Genomic DNA, 25,482 nt, shown 5'->3' with positions numbered 1-25,482 from the left:
TTTGCTTGTTCTCTTGCTGAGGTGCTTCTGAACACGCCGGCACAATTGTCATTGCCACTCTATTTACCTGACGATGAAACCTTCTCCAGCTTCTGGCCGGGGGAAAACCCGTCGCTGATTGCCGCACTCAAAGGCGCTCTCAACCAACAACATGGCAGCTATCTCTACTTCTGGTCACGCGAAGGCGGTGGGCGGAGCCATCTGCTGCACGCCGCGTGCGCTGAAATGTCCGCGCGCAGCGAAGCGGTCGGGTACGTTCCGCTGGATAAACGCACCTGGTTTGTTCCGGAAGTACTGGAAGGGATGGAGCAGCTGTCACTGGTCTGCATCGATAACATCGAGTGCATTGCAGGCGAACCGGAGTGGGAGATGGCGATCTTCGATCTCTATAATCGCATTCTGGAAACCGGCAATACGCGCCTGTTTATTACCGGCGATCGTCCGCCACGTCAGCTGAATCTGCAGCTGCCCGATCTCGCCTCGCGGCTGGACTGGGGGCAAATCTATCGCCTGCAGCCGCTCTCCGATGAAGACAAACTGCAGGCGCTGCAACTGCGTGCCGGGTTACGTGGTTTTGAGCTGCCGGAAGATGTGGGTCGCTTCCTGCTGAAGCGACTGGATCGGGAAATGCGCACGCTGTTTGATACGCTGGATCGGCTTGATCGCGCCTCGATCAGCGCACAGCGTAAACTCACCATTCCCTTCGTTAAAGAGACGCTCGGCCTTTAAACAATGTCGAGCACCGCTTCTGGCGGACGTCCGATCCGCGCCTTTTCGCCATTGATCACAATCGGCCTTTCAATCAGCACCGGATTTTCGACCAGCGCATCCAGCAGCGCACTTTCGTTTTTGTCGCCGAGTGCCAGCTCGCTGTAGATCGCCTCTTTGGTACGCATCAACTCTCGTGCACTCTGCATCCCCAGTTTTTGTAGCAGGATTTGAAGCATCTCGCGATCGGGCGGCGTCTGCAGATAGAGCACTACCTCCGGCTCAATCCCGCAGGCGTTCAGTAGCGCCAGCGTTTCGCGGCTCTTGCTGCAGCGCGGGTTGTGGTAAATCGTCACCATTTCAGACTCTCCTTCTGTTCACGACGTGTCAGCGGCATGAATGCTTAGCCTTTCTGATACTGTTTAAAGCGCTGTTGTAACTGGCGCAGCTGATCGATACGGGCATCGTAGCGCGCCTGCTTCAGGCTGCCGAGTGGCACCTGTGCGCTGGCGCTGCCTAATGCGGTGATGGCCTGATCAAGCTGGCCATTCAGCGCCAGGCTCTCTGCACGCGCAGATAACTCTTCATCATTCAGTCCCTGCTGTGCAGAAGCCTGTGCCAGTAAATCCCAGCCGTTGGGATCGTCTTTATTGGCCCAGGTATAGCGGTTCAGAATACGGCTGGCACTGGCATACTGCTTCGCTTCCACGTAGGCGTTCGCCAGGTTGAGCTGCACCACCGGGCTGTTTTTGGCACCGGTTGCGGCGGTGAGCAGGGCGATAGCCTGTTGTGGCTGGTTCAGGCCGATGTCGATGTCCGACATGATATCCAGGAACCAGACATTATTAGGCTGTTTCGCCAGCAGTGGCGTCATAATGCGCTTCGCATCGGCATAGCTCTTCGCCTGTAAAAACTGTATGGCTTTGCCATATTGTGACGCCAGCTGTTCACGGGCATTGCCGCTGGCATACTGACTCAGCAGTTCATCGGTAAGCTGATTACGCCCGGTGGCGTACATTCCCAGCGCACGTACCTTCGCCAGGTAAAAATCTTCAGTGGACTGCACGACGACCGGGCGCATCTGGTTAGCACGGTTGCGGGCATCCGCCAGACGACTGTCGGGCAGGGGGTGCGTCAGCAGAATTTCAGGTGGCCTGGAGGAGAAGCGGCTCTGATCGGCCAGCTTCTGCAGAAAGTTCGGCATCGCCTGGGGATCGAAACCGGCGCGCTGCAGCACCTGAATGCCGATGCGGTCAGCCTCCTGCTCATTGCCCTGCGTAAAGCTGATAATCCCCTGCTGCGTACCCGCCAGGGTGCCGGTCAGTGCGGCCATACCCGCCTGCGGACTCGCCATCGCCAGCAGTATCGAGCCCAGCGCACCGACCCAGGTGAGTGGGGCATTACGCTTCTGATCTTCCATGGCGCGCGCCAGATGGCGCTGGGTGACGTGTGAAATTTCATGCGCCATCACGGATGCCAGCTGACTTTCGTTTTCGGTAAAGCGGAACAGCGCGGAGTGCAGCACCACGTTGCCACCGAAGAAGGCAAAAGCGTTGAGCTCATCGTTCTGAATCAGAAAGAAGTGGAACGGGGTTTTGACGGAGTCAGCATGCGAGACCAGCCGCTGCCCCAGCTGATTAATATACTGATTAAGCAGCGGATCGTTGATCAGCGGCGCACTGGCACGCAGCTGGCGCACATAGAAGTCGCCCATCTGCAGTTCCTGATTAATCGACAGCGTCGAACCGGCCGTGGTGCCAATATCGGGAAGTGAATCACTGACATCGGCATGGGCCGGTGTCAGAGTGGTGAAAATGAGCGTCGGGAGGAGCGCGGCGATCAGCGTTTTCTTTAACCGGTTCAACATGCCTTAATCCTGTAGAGAGGCCCTGAAAATGGACAGGTGCGCAGCGGGAATGTTCCATTTTTCGCAGATAACGGCGGTTCGGGACTATCTTAACCAGAGCATCAAAAGAAAGAAATGTCGTTTTCTGGCCAGTGCCTGGCGTAATTTGTGCAAGATCGCAGATTTTGACGAAAAAAACTGAACATCCCGCCAACTTAAACCACAGTTAAACGAGGTAAATCCGGCGAGGTTTTACCGGTGTCCTGAGCCGCTAATTTGCCTCTTATCTGTTCATTTCCGTCGTGCTTCGACTGAATAAAGCAGAATCTGCTGGCAGATATCCGGAACCCTAATCGTTCTTTTTTTAAAGTTATGTAAATTCAATCAGAAAAACTGAATATGGCACGCGTTTTTCCAGGTCTACTCTGAAAAAACAGCCCGCGCTGAGCCGCAAAATGTTTCTGCACCATTGATAAATTAAATTGTATTACTTGCAACACTCTTCCTGATTCCAGCTAAGCCTGGCTGTTATTTTCTCGCATCAACTTAACAGGAAGAGATTAAATTCGTGATAGTCAGATCCACTGCGGCTAAGACCCTTTTTTCTGCATGATGAAAATCTTCGATTAATTCTCTGAGTGAATAATTTCAGTGGTTACCAATGGCGCGTTGACCTGAATTTACAGAAGAGAGAATTAAACCTGCGCTGTGGTATAGATAGCCGACCTGATTCAGCCCTGAATCTGACAGACATTATTTATTTGCCGGAGAGAAGTGTTATGCGTTCAGTGGTTTCATACGCGTTAATCGCCATTATTGGCGGCGTCGTTGGCGCGGCTGTCACACAGAGTGGCGAGATTTACGACAAAGTGACACGTCATTTTGCAACCGAGCCACAGGAAGCGCCTGGATTCTGGAGTACCCCGGCGATTGAAGGTTACGGCAAAATTCATTACGAGCCTGACGCTGCGTTTAAACCGGTGGCGGGCCTGAGCAACAAAATCGTTTTCCAGATTACCCGCAGCGACGGCGCGATGACCGCACCGAATCTGGGACTGGAGCGTGTGGCGCGCGTGGTGAATTTGTATATCGCCTCTGGCGTGCCGGCCGACCAGCTGAAGTTTGTGGTTTCGGTCACCGGTGACGCAACGCCTGCCATGCTGGATAACGCCCATTTCAAACAGTTTTATGGCATCGAAAATCCAAACCTGAAGCTGATTAATGAGCTGAATCAGGCGGGAGTGAAAGTCTCGGTCTGCGATCAGTCCGTGGCATTCCATCACTATCCGAATAACTGGATTGATAAATCAGTCATCCATGCGCTTTCCAGTCCAACCACCGTGTCCACTCTGCAAAACCAGGGGTACGCGTGGCTGGCAATGTAATTGATGTTTTAAACGACCGGGAGAAGAGTGAATGCGTCCAGCAGCGTTAGTAGTGATGGCAGCCGTAGCAGGATTTATTGGCGGCAATGTTTTACAGTTGCCGGAATTATTCGATAAGGTCAGCGGAAAAATGGCAGATAATAAATCTGAGCCTGCTGATTTCTGGAGTACGCCTGCGATTGAAGGCTACGGCAAAATACATTATGTCGATACGCCGGCATTTAAACCCGGCACCACAGCGGGTCTGAGTAATAAAATTGTTTTCCAGATTAACCACAATGACGGCGATATTCGTAAGCCGAATCTGGGCCTGGAGCGTGTGGCGCGTGTCACCAACCTCTATTATGCGGCGGGTGTGCCACTCGACCAGCTGAAATTTGTGGTGTCGATCAACGGCGACGCGGTGTCGTCAGCGCTGAATAATGACCAGTTCAGCAAAGCCTACGGCGTGGATAACCCGAACCTGAAGCTGATCAGCGAACTGAAAAAAGCGGGCGTTCAGGTCACTATCTGTGATCAGTCCGTGGCGTTTCATCAGCTCGATCGCAACTGGATCGACCCGATGGTCACCCACACTATCTCCAGCGGCACCACCGTTGCCACGCTGGAAAACAGCGGTTACGCCTTCCTGATGCTTTAATTCCCCGCAGCGGCGTCACTGCCGCTGTCACCTGCCGGTCATGTTACCGTGATGCGCCTGTCATATAACGCCGCTAGTTTACGTCGCAATGAGATCGATCTCATCGACGATAAACGAGGCAGTGATGACAGATTTAATCAGCGTAGCCCGACTGGCAGGGGTCTCCCGCGCAACCGCCGCGCGCGCCTTCTCTGATCCTCATCTGCTGAAACCGGGCACGCTGCAAAAGGTGCTTGCCGCCTCGGAACAGATCGGTTTTCGCCCGAATCATATTGCCCGTCAGCTCCGCACTCAACACTCCACCACGCTTGGCGTACTGCTGCCTTCGCTGCTTAATCCGGTTTTTGCCCTGCAACTGCAGGCGATGGAGCAGCAGGCCCGTCAGGCTGGGTATGCGCTGCTGGTGGCAACCAGTGATTATCAGGCAGAGCGGGAAGCAGCCATTGTCGAACATATGCTGCACCAGCGTGTCGCCGGTCTGGTTCTGACGGTGGCAGACGCCGACCACAGTGCGCTGCTGCCGACGCTGGCGGCAACAAAGATGCCCTTCGTGCTGACCCACAACGTGCCGCAACAGCACGACTGGCCCGCGCTGTGCGTCGACAACCGTAAAGCGATGGCAGAAGCGACTGCCCATCTTATCACTCTCGGCCACCGCCACATCGTGATGGCTGCTGGACCTATGCAGCAATCTGACCGTGCGCGTCTGCGCTACCTCGGCTACTGCGAGGCGATGCAGCAGGCCGGTCTCCAGCCGCGGGCAATGATTGAGATGCCCAGCCATATTCAGTCCGACTTCCGGCTGCTGCTGCCCCTGATGAAGGCCCCTTCGCCGCTGACCGCCGTGATTTGCAGTAACGATCTGCTGGCTATCAGCCTGCTGGGGGCTGCTGCGCGTGCCGGTGTCAGCGTACCGAATCAATTGTCAGTCATCGGCTTCGACGGCATCGAGCTGGGTGAACAGCTTTCACCGTCACTGGCCAGCGTGGTGCAGCCGATTGCGCTAATGGGCACGCGCGCCATCGATCTGCTTCTGAATCCGGGCGGCAAAACCCACTTGCTAGCCCATCATTTACGGCTCGGGGAGAGTATCGCCCCGGCATTTCATGGTTCTATTTCAGGGAAACATCATGTCACTCAACCTTAATATCAGACAGGTCGCCAGCGCTGCGCTGCTGGCCGGATGCTCGCTTACCAGTTCGTGGGCGCAGGCGGCGGAAAATGCGATCTGCTATAACTGCCCGCCAGAGTGGGCCGACTGGGCCACCCAGCTTCAGGCGATTGAAAAAGCGACCGGCATCCATGTGCCGCAGGATAATAAAAACTCAGGTCAGGCACTGGCGCAACTGGTGGCGGAGAAAAACAATCCGGTCGCCGACGTGGTCTATTATGGCGTCAGCTTTGGTATTCAGGCCGTCAGTGCCGACGTGGTCAGCGCTTATAAACCGGCTAACTGGGATGAGATCCCGGCAGGCATGAAAGATCCCAATGGCAAGTGGGTGGCGCTGCACTCCGGGACCATGGGCTTTATGGTTAATGTTGATGCACTGGGTGGCGCGCCGGTGCCGCGCGCCTGGGATGATCTGCTGAAGCCGGAATATAAAGGCATGGTGGGCTATCTCGATCCGGCCAGCGCCTTTGTGGGCTATGTCGCAGCGGTGGCAGTGAATCAGGCCAAAGGCGGCAGCCTGCATGACTTCACCCCGGCGATAAACTGGTTTAAGGCGCTGCAGCGCAATCAGCCAATTGTGCCTAAGCAGACCGCCTATGCGCGGCTGATTTCGGGCGAAATCCCGATTCTGATCGACTATGACTTCAACGCCTATCGCGCCCGCTACAAAGATCACGCCAACGTTGAGTTTGTGATCCCAGGCGAGGGAACAGTCACAGTGCCGTACGTCATCAGCCTGGTGAAGAATGCGCCGCATCCGGCCAACGGTAAGAAAGTGATTGATTTCGTGCTGTCAGATGCCGGTCAGGCTATCTGGGCCAATGCCTGGCTGCGTCCGGTGCGGGCGGGAGCGATGTCACCCGAGGCGAAAAAATATTTCCTGCCTGACAGCGATTATGCGCGCGCCCACACGGTCGATTATCAGCAGATGGCCGATGCGCAGAAGGGCTTCTCCGCCCGCTATCTGAGTGAGATTCGCTGATGTCACTGTCAGCTATCACTCCCTCTGCCGCTGGCGGGCCGGTTCGCCAGCGGCTCCGGCCGCTGGGGGCGAACTGGCCGTGGATGCTGCTGCCTGCGCTGCTCTTCTTCGCGGCCTTCTGGCTGCTGCCGTTTGCCCGTCTGTTGCAGATCGGCATGACGGAGGATCGCACCACGCACCACAGCGGTTACTGGACGGTGATCAGCCAGCCGCAGTATCTGCAAAGCCTGCTGAACACCGTGCTGCTCTCGGCGGCGGTCACGCTGGTGACGCTGCTGATTGCGGCGGTAGTCGGCTGCTTTCTGGCGCGGCAGCGCTTTACCGGGCGCGGCACGCTGCTGGCGCTGCTGACCTTTCCGCTGGCTTTTCCGGGCGTGGTGGTGGGATTTCTGATGGTGATGCTAGCGGGGCGCCAGGGTGTGCTGGCACAACTCAGCCTCAGCCTGTTTCATGAGCGCTGGGTTTTCGCCTATTCGCTCAGCGGCTTATTCATTGGCTATCTCTATTTTTCGCTGCCGCGCGCCATCGTGACGCTGGTGGCGGCGAGCGAGAAGCTGGATCGATCGCTGGAGGAGGCGGCCCGTTCGCTGGGGGCCAGCCAGTGGCGCATCATCATCGACGTGATCATTCCGGGGCTGAAACCGGCGCTGCTCTCCTGTGGCGCGCTCTGTTTCGCTACCAGCATGGGCGCGTTTGGCACCGCCTTTACCCTGGGCACAGAGCTGGCCGTGCTGCCACTGACCATTTACGGCGAGTTCACTAATTACGCCAACTTTGCCACTGCGGCGGCACTCTCCGTGGTGATGGGGGCAGTGGCCTGGCTGGCGCTGATGCTGGCTAATGGGCTTGCGTGCCGGAAGGAGCGTTCATCATGAAGCGCCGGGGTCTGTTCTGGCTGCAGGTGGCGATCACCAGCCTCACCGCGCTGTTTATGATCGTGCCGGTGGTGCTCTCAATGCTGGCGGGCGTCACGCAGAACTACTTCGCGGGTCTGCGCAGCGGCCTGACGCTGAAGTGGGTAGAGCAGGTGTGGCAGATGTATGCCGACACCTTCTGGCTGTCGCTGCTGATCGCCCTGAGTTGTCTGGCGGTGACGGTCATCGTGGGTGTGCCCGCCGCCTGGGGCTTACTGAAGTCACCGTCACGCTGGGCATCACGCATTGAGGAGTGCCTGATGCTGCCGGTTGCGTTGCCGGGTCTCGCCACCGCGCTGGGTATCATTCTGCTTTATGGTCAGTTCAGCGGACTGCGCGACAGCTGGCTCTTCATCCTGATCGGCCATGTGCTCTTTACGCTGCCCTTTATGATCCGACCGGTGCTGTCGGTAATGCAGGCGATTGATCTGCCGCGTCTGGAAGAGGCCGCCGCCAGCCTGGGGGCGGGCTTCTGGCGTCGCTTTTTTACCGTGGTCGTCCCGAACTGTCGCAATGGCATTCTGGCGGGTGCGTTTATGGTGATTACGCTGTCGGTAGGGGAGTTCAACATCACCTGGATGCTGCACACGCCCCTGACCAAAACCCTGCCGGTCGGGCTGGCCGACAGCTACACCTCGATGCGGCTGGAAGTCGGATCCGCCTACACCCTGATTTTTATCATGATGATTTTACCGCTGCTGCTATTGCTCAACGCCTGTAATCACTGGCTGGAACGGCAATCAGCGCGGCAGCAGAGAGAGGAAACTCTATGAAAGAGGCCGTCAACGTGACGCTGCGCCACTGCTCGCGTCGCTTCAATCAGCAGGTCGCGCTGCATCCGCTCGATCTGCGGGTCCACGCCGGAGAAACGCTGGTGCTGCTGGGGCCATCCGGCTGCGGAAAAACCACACTGTTGCGTATCATCAGCGGTCTGGAAAGCAGCGATGCGCCAGGGGAAGTCTGGTTTGATCAGCGGAACGTTACCGCGCTGCCGATTGAGAAACGCAGCGTTGGCATGGTGTTCCAGAACTACGCGCTGTTCCCGACGCTCAACGTGGCGCAGAACGTCGCCTATGGCCTGAAGGTGCAGGGCGTGCCGCGAGCCGAACGTGAGGCGCAGGTGGCAGAGATGCTGGCGCTGGTGGATCTGACGCATCTGTCACATCGCGCGATAGATAAATTGTCCGGCGGGCAGAAGCAGCGGGTGGCACTGGCTCGCGCGCTGGCCGCCCGGCCTAAAGTGCTGCTGTTTGATGAGCCGCTGGCGGCGCTTGATGCCAGGCTGCGCGATCGACTGCGGCTGGAGATCGGCGCACTGCTCAAACGGCTGGCGATCACTGCCGTTTACGTCACGCACGATCAGCAGGAGGCGATGGCGCTGGGCGATCGTATCGCGGTGATGGAGCAGGGCCGTCTGGTGCAGCTCGATACGCCGCAGGGCATCTATCAGCGCCCGGCCTCCCGTTTTGTGGCCGACTTTGTGGGTGCCATTAACTGTATTGCGCACGATTCCCATGGTCAGCCCCTGCGTTTTTGCCGCCCGGAAGAAGTGCTGCTGGCCGACGACACGCGCTATCCCCAGCGCGGCGTAGTGGTGGGCAGTACCTTCCTCGGCGCTTCGCAGCGCTTACTGATCGATATCGGACTGGATAGCCCCATTCAGGTAGAGCGTCATGCGCGCGAAATCTGGCAGGCCGGGCAGCGCATCAGCTGGTCGCTGACCAGTCAGGCCGCGCTGGAATTCAGTTGCTAAGGAGTCTGTTGTGTCTGTTCAACCCACGATGATTGCGCAAATCAGCGATCTGCATATCAAGGCCCATGGCCGCCTCTCTTACAAACAGGTCGATACCTATGCGGCATTACTGCAGGTTATCGATACCCTTAATGCGCTGCAGCCGCGGCCCGATGTGGTGGTGATTACCGGCGACCTGGTCGATTTTGGCCGGGCGGAAGAGTACCAGACGCTGCGGGAAGCCCTGCAACGCCTGCAGCTGCCGTTTTACCTGATGGCGGGCAATCACGACGACCGCGAGGCGCTGCGTGCCGCTTTCCCGGATCACGCCTATCTGCAGGAGGGGTCCACCCTGAACTGGCAGCTTCGCGTCGGCGACGTCAGGCTGCTGGCGCTGGACTCCAGCGTACCGCAACAGCCGTGGGGAGAGCTGGACGAACACCAGCTGCAATGGCTGGATCAGGCACTGAGCGCGGCTGCCGATCAGCCCACGCTGGTGATGCTGCACCATCCTCCTTTTGCCTGCGGCATTGCCCATATGGACCGGCAACGATTATGTCATCCGGAGGCCCTTGAGGCGATCATCGCCCGTCATCCGCAGGTTGAGCGGGTGTTATGTGGTCATCTGCATCGCAGTCTGCAGACCCGCTTTGCCGGCACGCTGGCCTGTGTCGCGCCGGGCGTGTCGCATCAGGTGGCGCTGGACCTGCATCCCGACGGGCCGGCTCACTTTATTCTGGAGCCGCCCGGCTTTTTGCTGCATTGCTGGCAACCCGGGCAGGGAATGGTCACGCATCAGTGTGCGATTGGCCGCTTTTCGGGACCCTGGCCTTTTTACGATAGTCAGGGATTAATCGATTAGTGCCAGTCAACTCTGGATTCTCAGGCGTGAAATTTGTCTTAATGCTGCTCAAAAATGCCGACACCGTGTAGACTTAAGCCCGGATATCAGGGCTTCTGGCACACATTAAAAAAATAATCAGGCATTGACGACATGACATTTATCTCCGCGGCGGCGACGCCATGTTAAAGCTCTTTCGGCCCAAGGCCGATTTGCGCAATCTGATCGCCCTGCTGGTGATTGTCAGCATTGTTATCACGCTCGCGAATACGCTTTACGCCACCTGGCGGGTTCAGCGCCAGGTGCTGATTGACACCACGCTTGAGGCCAACCGGGCCTACGCCGCCAAACTGGCCTCCACCAGTGAGATTTTCTTTCAGCTGGCGCAGTCACAGCTGCACTACAGCGCCAACCAGCTCAGTCGCGACTTTAATAATGATGCACTGCTGGAAAGCGAAGTCAGTCGCCTGCGCGAGCAGACCAGCAGTTTCAACTCGGTGGCGATAGTGGATGCGCAGGGCGTGATCAAAGCGATTTCGCCGGAATCTTTGACCCTGAAAGGTATGCACCTCACCAGCGACGCCTCACGGGAAGCGCTGACCCTGCGGCAGCCGATCATCAGTAAACCCACGCTCTCTGCCGCCAATAATCTGCTGGTGTTTGTCTCCTGGCCCGTCTGGAGTGCCGATGGCGACTACCTGGGCTACATCGGCGGCACCATCTATCTGAAGAAAAAAAGCATTCTGAATGCGCTGCTGGGTGAGCAGTTCTACCGGGATGGCACCACGGTCTATGTGCTCGACAGCAATAATGAGGTGCTGTATCACCAGAACCGGCAGCTGGTGGGTAAAACGCTGCCGGCCATCGTCAGTCCGCGTGACGAGCAGACCAATGGCTCGCTGATGCTTGCCGGTCCGGGTGAGTCAGCTCAACTGGCGGGCTTTGCGATCGTGCCGACCACCGGCTGGACGGTGGTGGCCCTGAAGCCGATTAACGTCACGCTGGATCCGCTGTCGGGCCTGTTAATGAAAGTCCTGAAAAATTCTGTGCCGTTCGCGCTGCTGACCCTGCTGGTGGCCGTGGTGCTGGCGCGGCTGATCGCCCGGCCACTCTTCCAGCTGGCCCGCAAAGCCAGCCGGATGGATGCGCAGGGGGTATCAAAAGAGATTGGTGGCATCACCGCCTGGTATTTTGAGGCGGCTCAGGTCAAACGTGCACTGCTCACCGGTATTGGTCTGGTGCAGGACAAGATTGGCCGTCTTAGCTCGGAAGCGCAGACCGATCCGCTGACTCAGTTGCTGAATCGCCGTGGTCTGAATGCGGTGCTGGAGTATTACCGCACGCTGCGCCAGCCTTTCTCGGTGCTGGCTCTGGATATCGACCACTTCAAAAACGTCAACGACAGCTGGGGTCATGATGTCGGTGACCGGGTGATTCAGCAGGTGGCGAGCACGCTGCGTGCCAGCGCCCGTCAGTCTGATGTGGTGTGTCGCAACGGCGGAGAGGAGTTTCTGATGCTGCTGCCGGGCACGGCCCTGGATGAGGCACAGATCATCGCGGAGCGCGTTCGGCTGGGTATTGCCGAAGCCTGGCTCACGGATGTAGGACGAATTACCTTGTCTATTGGCGTGGCGGCCTGGAACGGCACCCAGGATGCCGGGCTGGAAACGAGTCTGAAACAGGCGGATGCAGCGCTTTACGCGGCGAAAAATGCCGGGCGAAACTGCGTTATTGTCGCCACAGCTTAATCGCACGACTTAATCGCAAGTAAAGCAGATGTTTTTTTACGGCAGGCAAGCGTGAAGGGAAAGAAGATAAGCAGGGCGCGGCGGTCGGGCTACCGCGCCCCTCAACATCAGGCTGACTTAACGTAATCCAGCACCATGTCGTGGTGATTCGAGGTCTTAAAGTTATCAAACACTTTCTCGATCCTGCCCTCAGCATCGATCAGGAAGCTGATGCGATGAATACCGTCATAGGTTTTCCCCATAAAGGTTTTTTCACCCCAGACGCCAAACGCCTGGCAAACTTCATGATTTTCATCTGACAGCAGCGTGAAGTTCAGCAGCTCTTTTTCGACAAACTTTGACAGTTTTTCCGGTTTGTCGGTGCTGATGCCCAGGACTTCCACGCCCGCTTTTTTCAACTCATCCATGTTGTCACGCAGACCGCACGCCTGCACGGTGCAGCCTGGCGTCATCGCTTTCGGGTAGAAGTACACCAGAACGCGCTGTCCCTGGAAGTCGGTCAGATTCACGTGTTCGCCGTCCTGGTCGGGCAGGCTAAATGCAGGTGCAGTATCTCCGGCTTTCAGTGGATTCATCACATCTCTCCATTTTCTTATTCAGGCTGTGGGTAATACACCATCTGGCCCGAAACGACCAGAGGGGATATGACCATCAGGGGGTATTTCACCACATAGCCGATCACACGTCAGGCATGTGGAGAAATAACTCCGGTATATTAACTAAAGCTTAGCGTACCGCGCTGACCGATTCGCTGTTGTCAGCGTCAGACACACTGTAGAGACGCAGTGTTCCCTGGGCATTCAGCTCCTGACACAGGTTATTAAAAGCCTGCTCAAAAGTGGTGCCACTGGTTCGTGTCGGACTGTGGGCGGTCATTTGAATATAGAGCGTTGGTGGCAAATCGTGTTGCGCGGGTGTGATGCGCGACACCAGTTCGGCCACGTTCATCTGATGCTTATCAATAAGATCGGTAAAGCGTTCAATAATATGCGGCGAGTCGGCCACTTCAACCTGAATGAACGCGGTATCGGGCATCGGCGGACGAACCCCGGCGTTGGTGCGCTTCATGACGATCAGCAGCTCCAGCTCTGCGCCTTTCAGCGGCAGCGTCGATTCAATCAGCGTAATCGCGTTCCAGCTACCTGACAGCAGCATGATAAAGGTGAATTCATCCCCAAGCATGGCAAGACGGCTATCTTCAATATTGCAACCGCAGCTGCTGACGTGTCGGGTAATCGTATTGACGATACCCGGACGGTCAACACCGAGCGCGGTGATCACCAGATGATGAGGCTGAGATTGCGGCAAAATGGCTTTTCCTCTGCTTTCGCTAATAACCATAAGGTAAACATAAAAAAAACTGCTGACAAGCGCGGGAATGGCGTGGCTTGCTTGCTTTTCCCTAAGTGTAAAACGTACCATGAAGCACTTGTTTGTCGAGGGGATCGCCAATGTTTACGGGAAGTATTGTTGCACTCGTTACGCCAATGGATGACAGCGGTAATGTCTGCCGGTCGAGTCTGAAAAAACTGATTGATTATCACGTCGCCAGCGGCACCGCGGCGATCGTTTCCGTCGGCACCACAGGCGAATCTGCAACCCTGAGCCATGAAGAACATGGTGATGTGGTGATGCTGACCCTGGAACTGGCCGATGGCCGGATTCCGGTGATTGCCGGAACAGGTGCCAATGCCACCGCTGAAGGCATCTCTCTGACGAAGCGTTTTGAAAATTCCGGCGTAGTGGGCTGTCTGACTGTGACGCCATACTATAACCGTCCCACGCAGGAAGGGCTGTTCCAGCACTTTAAAGCGATTGCGAATAGCACCAGCCTGCCGCAGATGCTGTATAACGTTCCCTCGCGTACCGGTTGTGACATGCTGCCGGAAACCGTTGCCCGCCTGGCCGAAATTAAAAATATTATCGGAATCAAAGAGGCAACCGGGAACTTATCGCGGGTTAGTCAGATCCAAGAGCTGGTTAATGAAGACTTTATTCTGGTGAGTGGCGATGACGCGACTGCGCTGGACTTTATGCAACTGGGCGGCAAAGGCGTCATTTCGGTGACCGCAAATGTGGCTGCACGTGAAATGGTCGAGCTGTGTCAACTCGCACAGCAGGGCAATTTCGTTGAGGCACGCCGCCTGAATCAGCGTCTGATGCACCTGCACCAGACGCTTTTCTGTGAACCCAATCCTATCCCGGTGAAATGGGCTGCGAAACAGCTAGGATTAATCGCTAACGACACGCTGCGTCTGCCAATGACGCCACTGACTGCAGCCGGCCAGCCGAAAGTGGAGCAGGCGCTGGTGAAAGCGGGTTTGCGATAATTTAGGGAGTTTGAATGAATTACTCAGTAAAGCGGTCAACAGTAGCCACAGTAGTCGGGCTTTCTACTCTGATGCTGTTGTCGGCCTGTTCAAGCGATCAGCGTTATAAGCGCCAGGTCAGCGGTGACGAATCTTATCTTGAAGCCAGCCAGTTAAGTGAACTGAAAGCGCCAGCCGGTATGATCCTGCCGGTTCAGCGTGGTGACTATGATGTGCCGCGCACCAGCAGCCAGGCACCCACCGGTAAGCAGCTCGACATTCGTCCGCCAGCCCAGCCGCTGGCGCTGATGAACGGGACCCGCGCGCAGTTCAGTAACAATACCGGTGCGCTGATGATCGATAACAGCCGCGGTTCAGTCTGGTCACGGGTCGTTAACGTCGTTGAGTCAAACAAATTCCCGATTGCTTCACGTAACGATGCTGGTCAGCAGCTGACGACCGACTGGGTGCAGTGGAACCGTGCTGATGAAGATCAGCAGTATCGTGGACGCTATCAGATCAGCGTGCAGTCGCAGAGCTATCAGCAGCAGCTTACCGTGCGTCTGCTGGAGCTGCAGCAGGATGGTAAAACCATTACGTCACCTGTGCAGATCCAGCGTTACACCGCGCAGATGCTGAATGAAATCAGCACCGGTCTGGACAAAATTGATACCGCCAGTGAAAACGCGGCATCAGGCCGGGTAAGTGGCGCTATTGATGTGCAGAGCGGCGCAGATGACACCGGTCTGCCAATGCTGATCCTGCGTACGCCATACAACGTGGCATGGCAGCGTCTGCCAGATGCGATGAAACGCGTCGGGATGGAAGTGACAGATACCACCCGCTCAACCGGCAGCATGAAGGTGACCTACAAGTCACCGGGCAGCAGCGACTGGGATGCAGTCGGTGCGAAAGATCCGGAATTACCTAACGGTGATTACAAAGTGCAGGTCGGCGATCTCGACAACCGCACCAGCCTGCAATTCATCGACCCGAAAGGGCATGTGCTGACCCAGTCGCAGAACGATGCGCTGGTGGCCGTGTTCCAGGCGGCGCTGAACAAATAAAGTTGCCTCAGGCCGGAGATTCTCCGGCCTTTTTATTTTGTTTTTGGCATAATAGCGCGCGGCGAAGTAAACGATTGCGTCAAGGCAATCGCCGCAGCGGCACTGGTCGCTGAACACCCGTTATTTCAAGTCTGGAGTGAACAAGATGCAAAAGCGAGCTGAGTTGTATCGCGGTAAAGCGAAAACCGTATACAGCACCGATAACCCGGATCTGCTGATACTCGAATTCCGCAATGATACGTCAGCAGGTGATGGCGCCCGAATCGAGCAGTTTGATCGCAAGGGAATGGTTAACAACAAGTTTAACCACTTCATCATGACCAAATTGCAGGAAGCAGGTATCCCGACCCAGATGGAAGCGCTGCTGTCCGATACCGAAGCGCTGGTGAAAAAGCTGGAGATGGTGCCGGTCGAGTGCGTGGTGCGTAACCGTGCCGCAGGCTCGCTGGTAAAGCGTCTGGGCGTGGAAGAGGGCATTGTGCTCAATCCGCCGCTTTTTGATCTTTTCCTGAAAGATGATGCAAAGCACGACCCAATGGTCAACGAATCCTACTGCGAAACCTTTGGCTGGGTCAGCAAACAGAACCTGGCGCGGATGCAGGAGCTGACCTTTAAAGCCAACGACGTGCTGAGCAAACTGTTCGACGATGCGGGCCTGATTCTGGTCGACTTCAAGCTGGAATTTGGTCTGTTTAACGGCGAAGTGACGCTGGGCGATGAGTTTTCACCAGACGGTGCGCGCCTGTGGGACAAAGAGACGCTGGATAAAATGGACAAAGACCGTTTCCGTCAGAGCCTGGGCGGCGTGGTTGAAGCCTATGAGGCGGTGGCACAGCGGCTTGGCGTAAAACTCGACTGAGTTTGTCTTTAGCGCACAAAGAAAGCACAAAGAAAGAGGAGAGCCCCGGCTCTCCTCTTTTCATTTCAGGGTAAAGCTGGTGATTGCTCCGTCACGCAACTAAAATCATGCCATCTGAAAAAATGACTGAGGGAATACAGCATGCGCTGGCAAGGGCGTCGCGAAAGCGACAATGTAGAGGACCGTCGCGATCAATCGTCCGGTTTAGGTGGCGGAGGCCGCCAGATTCGTCTGCCGCGTGGCAAAGGCGGTATCGTGTTGCTGATCGTGGTGGCAGTCGCCGGTTATTACGGATATGACCTGACCGGACTGCTGACGGGGGGTGACGTCGCACCGACCAGCCAGCAGCAACAGCGCAACGTCAGTGCCAATGATGACGAGGCCGCGAAATTCACGAAAGTGATTCTGGCCACCACGGAAGACACCTGGGGCAAGTTGTTCCAGCAGATGAACAAACAGTATGTGGCGCCGAAGCTGGTGATGTATCGCGGTGCAACCCGCACCGGCTGCGGAACCGGACAGTCTGTGATGGGACCGTTTTACTGTCCTGCTGACCAGACTGTCTATATTGACCTCTCTTTCTATGACGAGATGAAAACTAAGCTGGGCGCAGGCGGTGACTTCGCTCAGGGCTACGTCGTCGCGCATGAAGTGGGCCACCATGTCCAGAAACTGCTGGGCATTGAGCCGAAAGTGCGTGAAATGCAGCAGGGTGCCAGCGAAAAGCAGGTGAATCAGCTCTCCGTCAAAATGGAGCTGCAGGCGGACTGCTTTGCCGGTGTCTGGGGACACTACATGCAGAAGGAAAACATCCTTGAAGCAGGCGATCTGCAGGAAGCGCTGAATGCTGCTGAGGCGATTGGCGATGACCGTCTGCAGCAGAAAGGCCAGGGCCGCGTCGTGCCGGACAGCTTCACCCACGGCACCTCTGAGCAGCGCTACACCTGGTTTAAGCGCGGGTTTGATGGTGGCGATCCAGGACAGTGCAACACCTTCGCCAGCAACTGATGATCCCAACGCAGCTTATGCAACAGGCCGGTGTGCGTCGTCTGGCAGTCATCAGCGGCGACCCGGCCTGGTGCTTAGATCGGGCTGCGGCATGGCGTGAAGCGTTGCCAGGCGACTGGCTGGCGCTGAGTCCGGCGCCGCTATTCTCTGACGAGTCAGATTTGCACAGGCAGCCTGGCGCGGTTCGCACGCTGCTGGGACGCGAATTCCATCATGCGATATTCGACGCCCGCCAGGGCTTTCATGCGGAGGCTTTCGCGGCGCTTGCCGGTACGCTCACCGCCGGAAGCTGGCTGCTGCTGCTGGTGCCGCCCTGGCAAGCGTGGTCGCAACAGCCTGACAGTGACAGCCTGCGCTGGGCGGACGTCGCTGAACCCATCGCAACACCTCATTTCGTTCACCACCTGCAACAGCTGATCCTGGCGGATGACCAGGTGCTGCTGGAGCGGCAGCATCAGCCCTGCCATTTTCCGGCGCAGCGTGACTGGCCGCTGTGGCACTGTCAGGCTCCGCAACAGCAGCAGGCGATACTCGATCAGCTGATGACGCTGCCCTCGGGTGTCGCTGTGCTGACCGCTGCCCGTGGGCGGGGTAAATCGGCACTGGCGGGGATGCTGGCCCGGCAGAACAGCCATTGTCTGGTAACGGCACCGGCCAAAGCCTCAACAGAGGTGCTGGCCACCTTTGCCGGGGATCATTTTCACTTTATGGCACCCGATGCGTTGCTGGCGCTGGAGACGCCGCCTCAGGCGGAGTGGCTGATTGTAGATGAAGCCGCAGCGATCCCGGCACCACTGCTGCAGGCGCTGGTCAGCCGCTATCCCCGCGTATTGCTCACCACCACCGTGCAGGGCTACGAAGGCAGTGGACGCGGCTTTATCCTTAAATTCTGTGCCGGGCTTGCAGATGCACACTATTTCACGCTGGATGAGCCGCTGCGTTGGTCGCGTTTTGATCCGCTGGAGCAGTGGCTGAACCAGGCGCTGCTGTTTGACGATGCCACCGCCATCGCACCCGATACTCCGGCAATACCGCATCGTATTGAATGTCACGATTTCAGCGCGCTGGAAGCCGCTTATCGTCTGCTCACCAGCGCGCACTACCGCACGTCGCCGCTTGATCTGCGCCGCCTGCTGGATGCACCCGGTATGCAGCTGTGGCGGGCGGGAGATACAACCGCGTTACAGGGTGCGCTCTGGCTGGTGGAAGAGGGCGGTCTTGAAGCTCAGCTGGCGCAGGCGGTCTGGGCGGGCACCCGGCGACCGCGCGGCAATCTGGTTGCGCAGTCGCTGGCAGCTCACGCCGGTCTGGCTGAAGCGGCAATCCTGCGCTCGCAGCGCATCAGCCGGATTGCCGTGGCGGCAGAAAGCCGTCGTCGGGGAACCGGACAGCAGCTTGTTGCGGCGGCGGCTGATACGGCTGCCGATCACGACTACCTCTCTGTCAGCTTCGGCTACACTGAATCACTCTGGGCGTTCTGGCGCGCCTGCGGTTTTACCCTGGTAAGAATTGGCAGTCAGCGCGAAGCCAGCAGCGGCTGCTACGCAGCGATGGCGATATTGCCCTGTTCTGCTGCGGGTGAGGCACTGACGCGCCGGGCGGCAGAGCAGCTGGCGCGTGACTGGCCGCGGTTGCGGCAGCATATCGCGCTGGACCTGCAGTTTGATCAGACCACAGATGACGGATTGAACGCTCAGGATAGCCATCTGGCCGTCGGTTTTGCCTGGGCGCAGCGGCCATTGGAGGCGAGTCTGCCAGTGTTGCAGCGTCTGGCAGAGGCCAGTGCCGTCTCCGTACCGCTGCTGGCCGCCGCGGTTGCTGCACCTGATGCGCTAAGCGACCTGTCCCGGCAGACGGGCTTAAGCGGCCGCAAGGCGTTGATAGCTAAGCTGCGTCAGCAGGCGGCTTCAGCCCTCGAAAGCCTGGGCGTTACTGCGGACGCGCTGCACCGACCGTTGAAATAATTCGACCATCTGCCTCAAATTATCCTCATATCATTTTGTGCCAGGCGGCGTAGAGTGAACACAGGAGGTCAACATGACACTGAAATATGTAATCGTTCAACAGCCTGCTACCACCGCACAGCTGTTTCTGCTCTACCATGGCGTTGGTGATAACCCGGATTCTATGGGTGAGATTGGCAACTGGTTTGCGAAAACGTTTCCCGACGCGCTAGTGGTCTCCGTCGGCTCACCCGGCGCGGGTCGTCAGTGGTTCGGCGAAACCGACCTGCACGATCAGACCATCCAGCAGCGGGTGGATGCGGCGATGCCACAGTTTTTTGCTTCGGTACGTCACTGGCAGAAAAAGAGTGGCGTGCGGCCGGAAGCGACAGCCTTAATCGGTTTTTCGCAGGGCGGCAGTATGGTGCTGGAAGGCGTCAAAGCCTATCCGGATCTGGCGGGTCGCGCAGTGGTGTTTAGTGGCCGGTTTATTACTCTGCCAGAGAAAGCGAGTACCCGCACCACGATTCACCTGATCCACGGTGATTATGATGAGCAGATCCCGATGCACCATGCCCGGCAGGCAGAACAGCGGCTGACCGCCTGCGGTGGCGACGTCACGCTGGATATCGTTGACGATCTGGCGCACGCCATCGATCACCGCAGCATGGAACTGGCGCTGAATCATCTGCGTTATACGGTGCCAAAACGCTACTTTGATGAAGCGTTAAGCGGCGCAAAACCGGGTGATGATGACGTTATCGCAATGATGTAAAAAAGCCCCTGCATAGCAGGGGCTTTTTCGTTTACTTCTTCTTCGGCCAGTTGTCGTCGTCATCCCACTTATCGTTGAAATCACGATGCGGCGGCAGGTCAGGTTTGTTATCCATAAATTTTTTGTGATCGATGCGTTTCAGATCTTTATAAACGTTCATCAGCACGCCAACCATCAGCAGGATCACCAGGATCCACCAGTAATCTTTAATAAATTCCATTTGATGCTCCTTAACATCGCCGTCAGGCGATCAGTTGTTCCATGATGCGCTGATACATCCGGCTCAGCATCTGCAGGTCGGAGGCTTTCACACACTCATTGATTTTGTGAATGGTGGCATTCACCGGCCCCAGCTCCACCACCTGCGCCCCCATCCGGGCGATAAATCGGCCATCGGAGGTGCCGCCTGTGGTCAGCAGCTGTGGCTTAATTTCATTATAGTGCGCCACAGCTTTCACGACGGCATCCACCAGCTTACCGCGCGAGGTCAGGAAGGGCTGACCCGAGAGTTTCCACTCGATGGTGTAGCGCAGCTGGTGACGATCCAGCAGTTCCGCGACCCGCTGGCGGATCATCTCATCGGTGAGTTCAGTGCTGAAGCGGAAGTTAAACTGTACAAACAGCTCGCCGGGGATCACATTGTTGCTGCCGGTGCCTGCCTGGACATTCGCAATCTGCATGCTGGTGGCCGGGAAAAACTCATTCCCCTGATCCCACTCCGTCGCGACCAGCTCCGTCAGCGCGGGCATCGCCCGGTGAACCGGGTTATCCGCCAGATGCGGATAGGCGACGTGGCCCTGCACACCGTGCACCGTCAGATTGGCGGTAATCGAGCCGCGTCGGCCATTCTTCACCACGTCACCGACGACTTCTGTGCTGGACGGTTCGCCGACCAGGCAATAGTCAAGCCGTTCACGGCGCGCCATCAGCCGTTCAACCACTTTAACCGTGCCGTTGGTACCACTGGCCTCTTCATCCGAGGTAATCATGAAGGCGAGGCGGCCCCGGTGATTGGGACGCACCGCCACAAAACGTTCGGCGGCCACCACCATGGCTGCCAGTGACCCTTTCATGTCAGCCGCGCCACGGCCAAACAGCATGCCATCGCGGATCGTCGGTTCAAAGGGCGGGTTAATCCAGCGGCTGGCATCGCCAGGCGGCACCACATCGGTATGACCGGCAAACGCCAGCGTTTCACCTTCGCCACGGGTGGCCCAGAAATTCAGGGTGTCGTCGATGTTCATCGTTTCAATCTTAAAGCCAATGGCTTCAAGACGGGCGATCAGCAGAGCCTGACATCCGGCATCATCGGGGCTGAGAGAGGGACGACGAATAAGCTGCTGCGTCAGCTCAATGACCGGGCAAAACATATTATGACTTCTCCTGAATAGCATTCTGATAGGTGGCTTCGCTGAAACCGGCGAGCAGGGAGCCATCCGGAGCACGCAACAGCGGACGCTTAATCATGGCGGGATGCACCAGCATCAGCGCTTTGGCGCTGCTGGCATCGTTAACCGCTTCACGATCAGCTTCGGGCAGTTTACGCCAGGTCGTGCCGCGGGTGTTAAGCAGGGCTTCATAGCCCAGTGCATCGATAAATTCCTGCAGCAGGGCATCGCTCAGGCCATCGGCACGGTAGTCGTGAAAGTGATAATCAACGCCTGCATCTGTTAAAAAGCGCCGGGCTTTTTTTATGGTGTCGCAATTTTTAATCCCGAACATCACCCACTGCGTGCTCATTGCCCGATCCTTATTATCCTGTGAAAAGAGAAAGCTGAAAAAAGCAGCCAAAGCGCGAGTTTAACATAGTGTGATCGGTTGCGGCATCCGCGCTGGCGCGGGAATCAGTCCGGATCTCCTGCGCGCCGTGTCGTTATTTCGTTGCGGGTAACCGCTATCAATTTCGCAGGCAATTATTACCCTGCTTATCGATGCGTGCTTAAGAATTTCGCCATGTTGATAAAATCGTCTACCGCTGGGCTTAAAATAAATTATCTTCAATCAGGTTAAGGGGTTGCTGAAATGTGCTTCAGCTTCCAGAATCAGAAACATTCATGTTTTTATAGTCTCTGCCGATAGAGTTAACAGGTGTAAACGTATTCACCTGCTTAAAAAAAGCACGTAATATTGCCAGCACAATAAGAGAGGGCATTATGATTGACACTGAAATGGGAACCTGGAAAGAATTTATCGAAGCGATGTTACGCAACAAGTAACACGTGGAGATTAAAGCAGGTCAGTCCCACTTGCTGGAATTCTTACCACACACAGAAATAAAGCGGCCACTGAACTCAGTGGCCGCTTTTTATTTAGCTTTAGTCGTGCGGTTTCTCTTTAAGCGGGAAACGACGGCGGACCAGCACAAAGAACAGCGGCACAAAAAAGATTGCCAGCAGCGTGGCGGAGATCATCCCGCCCATCACGCCGGTTCCCACGGCGTGCTGGCTGCCGGAACCTGCACCGCTACTGATTGCCATCGGCAGCACCCCAAAAATAAAGGCCAGCGAGGTCATCAGAATCGGCCGCAGACGCTGACGCGATGCCTCCAGCGTCGACTCCACCAGTTCACGTCCCCGGCTGTTAATCTCATTAGCAAACTCAACAATCAGGATGGCGTTTTTGGCAGATAGTCCCACCACCGTCAGCAGGCCAACCTGGAAGTAGACATCATTCTCCAGCCCGCGCATCCAGGTGGCGATAAGTGCGCCCACCACGCCCAGCGGCACCACCAGCATTACCGAGAACGGGATCGACCAGCTCTCATACAGCGCGGCCAGGCAGAGGAACACCACCAGCAGCGAAATTGCATAAAGCGCCGGAGCCTGCGAGCCGGAGAGGCGCTCCTGATAAGAGGCTCCGGTCCACTGGAACCCGACGCCAAGCGGCAGGGCATTGACCAGCTTTTCCATTTCATCCATCGCTGTACCGCTGCTGACCCCATTGGCCGCTTCGCCGACAATCTCCAGCGATGAATAGCCGTTGTAACGTTCAAGACGGGGTGAACCGGTCTCCCAGCGGCTGCTGGCAAACGCGGAGAAGGGCACCATTTTGCCGCTGCTGTTGCGCACGTACCATTTGTTGATGTCGTCCGGCAGCATGCGGAATTCGGCGGCGGCCTGCACATAGACCTTTTTCACCCGGCCCCGATCCAGGAAGTCGTTCACATAGCTGGAGCCCCACGCGGTAGTCAGGGTGTCGTTAATGGTGTCCAGCGACACGCCCAGCGCCTGCGCTTTACGGGCATCCACATCGATCTGCAGCTGCGGGCTGTCATCCAGTCCATTGTGCCTTACCCGCGATAGCGACTTATCGTTGCCCGCCATCTCCAGCAGTTTGTCGCGCATCGCCATCAGTTGCGTATGACCGATACCCGCGTGATCCTGTAGTTGCATGTCAAAGCCCGAGCTGCTGCCCATGCCGGTAATGGCGGGCGGACTGCTGGCAATCACACGCCCCTCTTTAATCTTCTGAAACGCCTGAGTTGCGCGATCAATAATAGCGAATGAGGTGCGATCGGCACCGGGCCGATCTTCCCAGTCTTTCAGCCGCACAAACAGACGCGCCACGTTCTGCCCATTGCCGCCCGGGCCGGCACCGATGGTGGAGAAGACCGACAGCACGTTGGCCTTCTCCTCGGTGAGATAATAGTGTTCGACTTTCGCGACCACGCTGGCGGTTTGCTCAAGCGTTGCGCCAGCCGGAAGCTGAACCTGAGTCAGGAAGACGCCGCGATCTTCCAGCGGCAGAAACGAGGTGGGCAGACGCAGAAACAGAAACGCCATCAGGACGATAATGCCGAGATAGAGCAGCAGCCAGCGACCCCCCCGGCGCAGAATGCCTGCAACGCCGCGCTCATAGCGGTCAGCATTACGATTAAAGTGACGATTGAACCAGCCGAAGAAGCCGCGACGCTCAGGCTGCTCGCCCTGCGCCACGGGTTTGAGCAGCGTGGCACAGAGCGCCGGTGTCAGGATCATCGCCACCAGCACCGACAGCACCATCGCCGACACAATGGTAATTGAGAACTGACGGTAGATGGCGCCGACGGTGCCGCCGAAAAACGCCATCGGCACAAACACCGCAGAGAGCACCAGCGCGATCCCGACCAGCGCCCCCTGAATCTGGCCCATCGATTTTCGCGTGGCGGCACGCGGCGAGAGTCCCTCTTCGTGCATGATGCGCTCAACGTTTTCCACCACCACGATGGCATCGTCCACCAGCAGTCCTATGGCCAGCACCATGGCAAACATGGTCAGGGTATTGATACTGAACCCGCAGGCATAGAGCACGCTGAAGGTACCGAACAGCACCACCGGCACCGCAATAGTCGGGATTAACGTGGCGCGGAAGTTCTGCATAAACAGGTACATCACGCCAAATACCAGCACAATCGCCTCCAGCAGCGTCTTCACCACATCGGTGATCGACGCTTTAACGAACGGCGAGGTTTCGTAGGCAATTTTTGCTTCCAGCCCGTGCGGGAAGTAGTGCGACAGCTCCTCTATGCGCGCGCGTACCAGCTTATCGGTGTTCATCTCGTTGGCACCGGACGCAAGCTTTACACCCAGGCCTGACGCGGGCTGGCCGTTGTAGCGGCTCAGATAATCATACTTCTCCGCGCCCAGCGCCACGGTGGCGACATCACCCAGCGTCACCACGGAACCGTCGGGATTGTTCTTCAGGGTAATGGCCCGGAACTGCCCGGGGGTCTGCAGCATCGACTGGGCATTCACCGTGGCGTTCAGCGCCTGCTTCTCTACGGATGGCAGACCACCGACCTGACCCACGGCAACCTGGGTGTTCTGCGACTGAATTGCACTGACCACATCGTCGGTGGTCAGCGCGTAGGCGATCAGTTTGTTAGGATCGAGCCAGATGCGCATCGCATATTGCGAGCCGTAAGCATCTACCTGACCGACGCCGTCAATACGGCTCAGCGGGTCCTGAATATTACTGGCGACATAGTCTGAAATATCCTGCTTATCCATACTGCCGTCGGTTGAGACGAAGGCGACCATCAGAATATTGCTGTCACCGGTTTTATTGACCGTCACGCCCTGCGACTGTACCGCCTGCGGCAATTTGCGCAGTGCTGACTGCAACTGGTTCTGAACCTGCTGACGGGCTTCATCGGGATTGGTGCCAGCGGTAAAGGTGAGGGTGATCTGTGCCTGACCGGTATTGCTGCTGTTCGAGGACATGTACATCAGATTATCGATGCCGGTCATGTTCTGCTCGATGACCTGGGTAACGGTGTTCTCCAGCGTCTGGGCGGATGCGCCCGGATAGTTGGCGGTGATGCGCACGTTGGGGGGTGCCAGATCGGGATATTGTTCAACAGGCAGCGAAATAATCGAAAGCGTGCCGCACAGGCACAGCAGAATCGCCAGAACCCAGGCAAAGATGGGACGGTCGATAAAGAAATTCGACATTAAATCGACACTCCTCAGGGACTTTTATAAGCGTTCAGGCCCAGCGGCAACGGGCGCGCTGGCGGGCAAACCGGATGGTCTTTGCCACGATTTTCCGCCGCCATTTACTCTACGTGCGGTAG

25 protein-coding genes are annotated in these 25,482 nt (G+C 57.1%); 17 read left to right on the top strand and 8 right to left on the bottom strand.

Annotation, left to right across the window (positions count from 1 at the left end; translation table 11 throughout):
• The first annotated feature begins 27 nt into the window (after nt 1-27).
• On the top strand, nt 28-729 hold the full coding sequence (gene hda / locus AC6I8C_RS13960) for a DnaA inactivator Hda (RefSeq protein WP_195719715.1): 702 nt from the start codon (nt 28-30) through the stop codon (nt 727-729).
• On the opposite strand, the gene arsC is transcribed toward hda, so the two are convergent.
• Nucleotides 726-1,067 carry an arsenate reductase (glutaredoxin) gene (gene arsC, locus AC6I8C_RS13955; RefSeq protein ID WP_497822830.1) on the bottom strand — a complete coding sequence of 114 codons (342 nt, stop codon included), beginning with the start codon at nt 1,065-1,067 and terminating at the stop codon, nt 726-728. The two genes, hda and arsC, sit on opposite strands and share 4 nt — an antisense overlap.
• Nucleotides 1,068-1,111: 44 nt before the next feature.
• The gene (bepA, locus tag AC6I8C_RS13950) at nt 1,112-2,575 is read right to left on the bottom strand and encodes a beta-barrel assembly-enhancing protease (protein WP_497822829.1); all 1,464 of its coding nucleotides are present in this window, start codon (nt 2,573-2,575) and stop codon (nt 1,112-1,114) included.
• 758 nt (nt 2,576-3,333) lie between these two features.
• Here bepA and AC6I8C_RS13945 point away from each other — a divergent pair.
• From AC6I8C_RS13945 to AC6I8C_RS13905, 9 genes are all read left to right on the top strand, one after another.
• Complete coding sequence (locus AC6I8C_RS13945) at nt 3,334-3,939, top strand: DsrE family protein (RefSeq protein ID WP_497822828.1); 606 nt, start codon at nt 3,334-3,336, stop codon at nt 3,937-3,939.
• Nucleotides 3,940-3,970: 31 nt separating this feature from the next.
• Nucleotides 3,971-4,579, top strand: coding sequence for a DsrE family protein (locus AC6I8C_RS13940; RefSeq protein WP_033733500.1), 609 nt, complete (start codon nt 3,971-3,973; stop codon nt 4,577-4,579).
• Nucleotides 4,580-4,703: 124 nt separating this feature from the next.
• Nucleotides 4,704-5,726: a LacI family DNA-binding transcriptional regulator gene (locus tag AC6I8C_RS13935; protein WP_497822827.1), complete on the top strand. Its 1,023-nt coding sequence runs from the start codon at nt 4,704-4,706 to the stop codon at nt 5,724-5,726.
• On the top strand, nt 5,710-6,732 hold the full coding sequence (locus tag AC6I8C_RS13930; protein WP_497822826.1) for an ABC transporter substrate-binding protein: 1,023 nt from the start codon (nt 5,710-5,712) through the stop codon (nt 6,730-6,732). Before AC6I8C_RS13935 ends, AC6I8C_RS13930 begins: the two co-directional genes overlap by 17 nt.
• Complete coding sequence (locus tag AC6I8C_RS13925; protein WP_497822825.1) at nt 6,732-7,607, top strand: ABC transporter permease; 876 nt, start codon at nt 6,732-6,734, stop codon at nt 7,605-7,607. Before AC6I8C_RS13930 ends, AC6I8C_RS13925 begins: the two co-directional genes overlap by 1 nt.
• Nucleotides 7,604-8,419 (top strand): ABC transporter permease, encoded by an 816-nt coding sequence (locus AC6I8C_RS13920; RefSeq protein WP_497822824.1) that lies wholly within the window; start codon nt 7,604-7,606, stop codon nt 8,417-8,419. The genes AC6I8C_RS13925 and AC6I8C_RS13920 overlap by 4 nt, the downstream gene beginning before the upstream one ends.
• Entirely contained in the window at nt 8,416-9,399 is a 984-nt protein-coding gene (locus tag AC6I8C_RS13915) for an ABC transporter ATP-binding protein (protein WP_497822823.1), read from the top strand. The genes AC6I8C_RS13920 and AC6I8C_RS13915 overlap by 4 nt, the downstream gene beginning before the upstream one ends.
• 10 nt (nt 9,400-9,409) lie before the next feature.
• Nucleotides 9,410-10,240 carry a phosphodiesterase gene (locus AC6I8C_RS13910; protein WP_497822822.1) on the top strand — a complete coding sequence of 277 codons (831 nt, stop codon included), beginning with the start codon at nt 9,410-9,412 and terminating at the stop codon, nt 10,238-10,240.
• Nucleotides 10,241-10,401: 161 nt separating this feature from the next.
• The gene (locus tag AC6I8C_RS13905; RefSeq protein ID WP_497822821.1) at nt 10,402-11,967 is read left to right on the top strand and encodes a sensor domain-containing diguanylate cyclase; all 1,566 of its coding nucleotides are present in this window, start codon (nt 10,402-10,404) and stop codon (nt 11,965-11,967) included.
• A 107-nt stretch (nt 11,968-12,074) separates the two neighbouring features.
• On the opposite strand, the gene bcp is transcribed toward AC6I8C_RS13905, so the two are convergent.
• Together bcp and AC6I8C_RS13895 are read right to left on the bottom strand one after the other, a co-directional pair.
• Nucleotides 12,075-12,542: a thioredoxin-dependent thiol peroxidase gene (gene bcp / locus AC6I8C_RS13900; protein WP_010260016.1), complete on the bottom strand. Its 468-nt coding sequence runs from the start codon at nt 12,540-12,542 to the stop codon at nt 12,075-12,077.
• A 151-nt stretch (nt 12,543-12,693) separates the two neighbouring features.
• Nucleotides 12,694-13,275 (bottom strand): glycine cleavage system transcriptional repressor, encoded by a 582-nt coding sequence (locus AC6I8C_RS13895; protein ID WP_033783854.1) that lies wholly within the window; start codon nt 13,273-13,275, stop codon nt 12,694-12,696.
• A gap of 143 nt (nt 13,276-13,418) precedes the next feature.
• Here AC6I8C_RS13895 and dapA point away from each other — a divergent pair, with 143 nt between their 5' ends.
• The 6 genes from dapA (at nt 13,419) to ypfH (ending at nt 19,928) form a co-directional block, all read left to right on the top strand.
• Nucleotides 13,419-14,297, top strand: coding sequence for a 4-hydroxy-tetrahydrodipicolinate synthase (gene dapA, locus AC6I8C_RS13890; protein ID WP_010260008.1), 879 nt, complete (start codon nt 13,419-13,421; stop codon nt 14,295-14,297).
• A gap of 14 nt (nt 14,298-14,311) precedes the next feature.
• Nucleotides 14,312-15,343: an outer membrane protein assembly factor BamC gene (gene bamC / locus AC6I8C_RS13885; RefSeq protein ID WP_195857787.1), complete on the top strand. Its 1,032-nt coding sequence runs from the start codon at nt 14,312-14,314 to the stop codon at nt 15,341-15,343.
• A gap of 145 nt (nt 15,344-15,488) precedes the next feature.
• A complete protein-coding gene (gene purC, locus AC6I8C_RS13880) occupies nt 15,489-16,202 on the top strand; it encodes a phosphoribosylaminoimidazolesuccinocarboxamide synthase (protein WP_013358686.1) in 714 nt (237 codons plus the stop codon).
• Between the two features lie 141 nt (nt 16,203-16,343).
• Nucleotides 16,344-17,210, top strand: a complete 867-nt coding sequence (gene ypfJ / locus AC6I8C_RS13875) for a KPN_02809 family neutral zinc metallopeptidase (RefSeq protein ID WP_497822820.1) — start codon at nt 16,344-16,346, stop codon at nt 17,208-17,210.
• Nucleotides 17,210-19,174 carry a tRNA(Met) cytidine acetyltransferase TmcA gene (locus tag AC6I8C_RS13870; RefSeq protein ID WP_497823344.1) on the top strand — a complete coding sequence of 655 codons (1,965 nt, stop codon included), beginning with the start codon at nt 17,210-17,212 and terminating at the stop codon, nt 19,172-19,174. The genes ypfJ and AC6I8C_RS13870 overlap by 1 nt, the downstream gene beginning before the upstream one ends.
• A 73-nt stretch (nt 19,175-19,247) precedes the next feature.
• A complete protein-coding gene (gene ypfH, locus AC6I8C_RS13865; protein ID WP_135907888.1) occupies nt 19,248-19,928 on the top strand; it encodes an esterase in 681 nt (226 codons plus the stop codon).
• A gap of 31 nt (nt 19,929-19,959) precedes the next feature.
• Here ypfH and AC6I8C_RS13860 read toward each other — a convergent pair whose 3' ends face one another.
• The 3 genes from AC6I8C_RS13860 to AC6I8C_RS13850 are packed head-to-tail and all read right to left on the bottom strand — an operon-like array spanning nt 19,960 to nt 21,668.
• On the bottom strand, nt 19,960-20,148 hold the full coding sequence (locus tag AC6I8C_RS13860; protein WP_003848800.1) for a YpfN family protein: 189 nt from the start codon (nt 20,146-20,148) through the stop codon (nt 19,960-19,962).
• A gap of 22 nt (nt 20,149-20,170) precedes the next feature.
• Nucleotides 20,171-21,298 (bottom strand): succinyl-diaminopimelate desuccinylase, encoded by a 1,128-nt coding sequence (gene dapE, locus AC6I8C_RS13855; protein WP_013358682.1) that lies wholly within the window; start codon nt 21,296-21,298, stop codon nt 20,171-20,173.
• Nucleotide 21,299: 1 nt separating this feature from the next.
• Nucleotides 21,300-21,668 (bottom strand): ArsC family reductase, encoded by a 369-nt coding sequence (locus AC6I8C_RS13850; protein ID WP_497822819.1) that lies wholly within the window; start codon nt 21,666-21,668, stop codon nt 21,300-21,302.
• Nucleotides 21,669-22,081: 413 nt separating this feature from the next.
• Here AC6I8C_RS13850 and ypfM point away from each other — a divergent pair, with 413 nt between their 5' ends.
• Complete coding sequence (gene ypfM, locus AC6I8C_RS13845; RefSeq protein ID WP_376747919.1) at nt 22,082-22,144, top strand: protein YpfM; 63 nt, start codon at nt 22,082-22,084, stop codon at nt 22,142-22,144.
• A gap of 99 nt (nt 22,145-22,243) precedes the next feature.
• Here ypfM and acrD read toward each other — a convergent pair whose 3' ends face one another.
• Nucleotides 22,244-25,360 carry a multidrug efflux RND transporter permease AcrD gene (gene acrD, locus AC6I8C_RS13840; protein WP_497822818.1) on the bottom strand — a complete coding sequence of 1,039 codons (3,117 nt, stop codon included), beginning with the start codon at nt 25,358-25,360 and terminating at the stop codon, nt 22,244-22,246.
• Between the last annotated feature and the right edge of the window lie 122 nt (nt 25,361-25,482).

This window comes from Pantoea sp. X-Soil-YNGN-844, assembly GCF_059730595.1.
The sequence above is the reverse complement of the archived record's forward strand: the minus strand, read 5'-3'. Positions and strand labels throughout refer to the sequence as shown.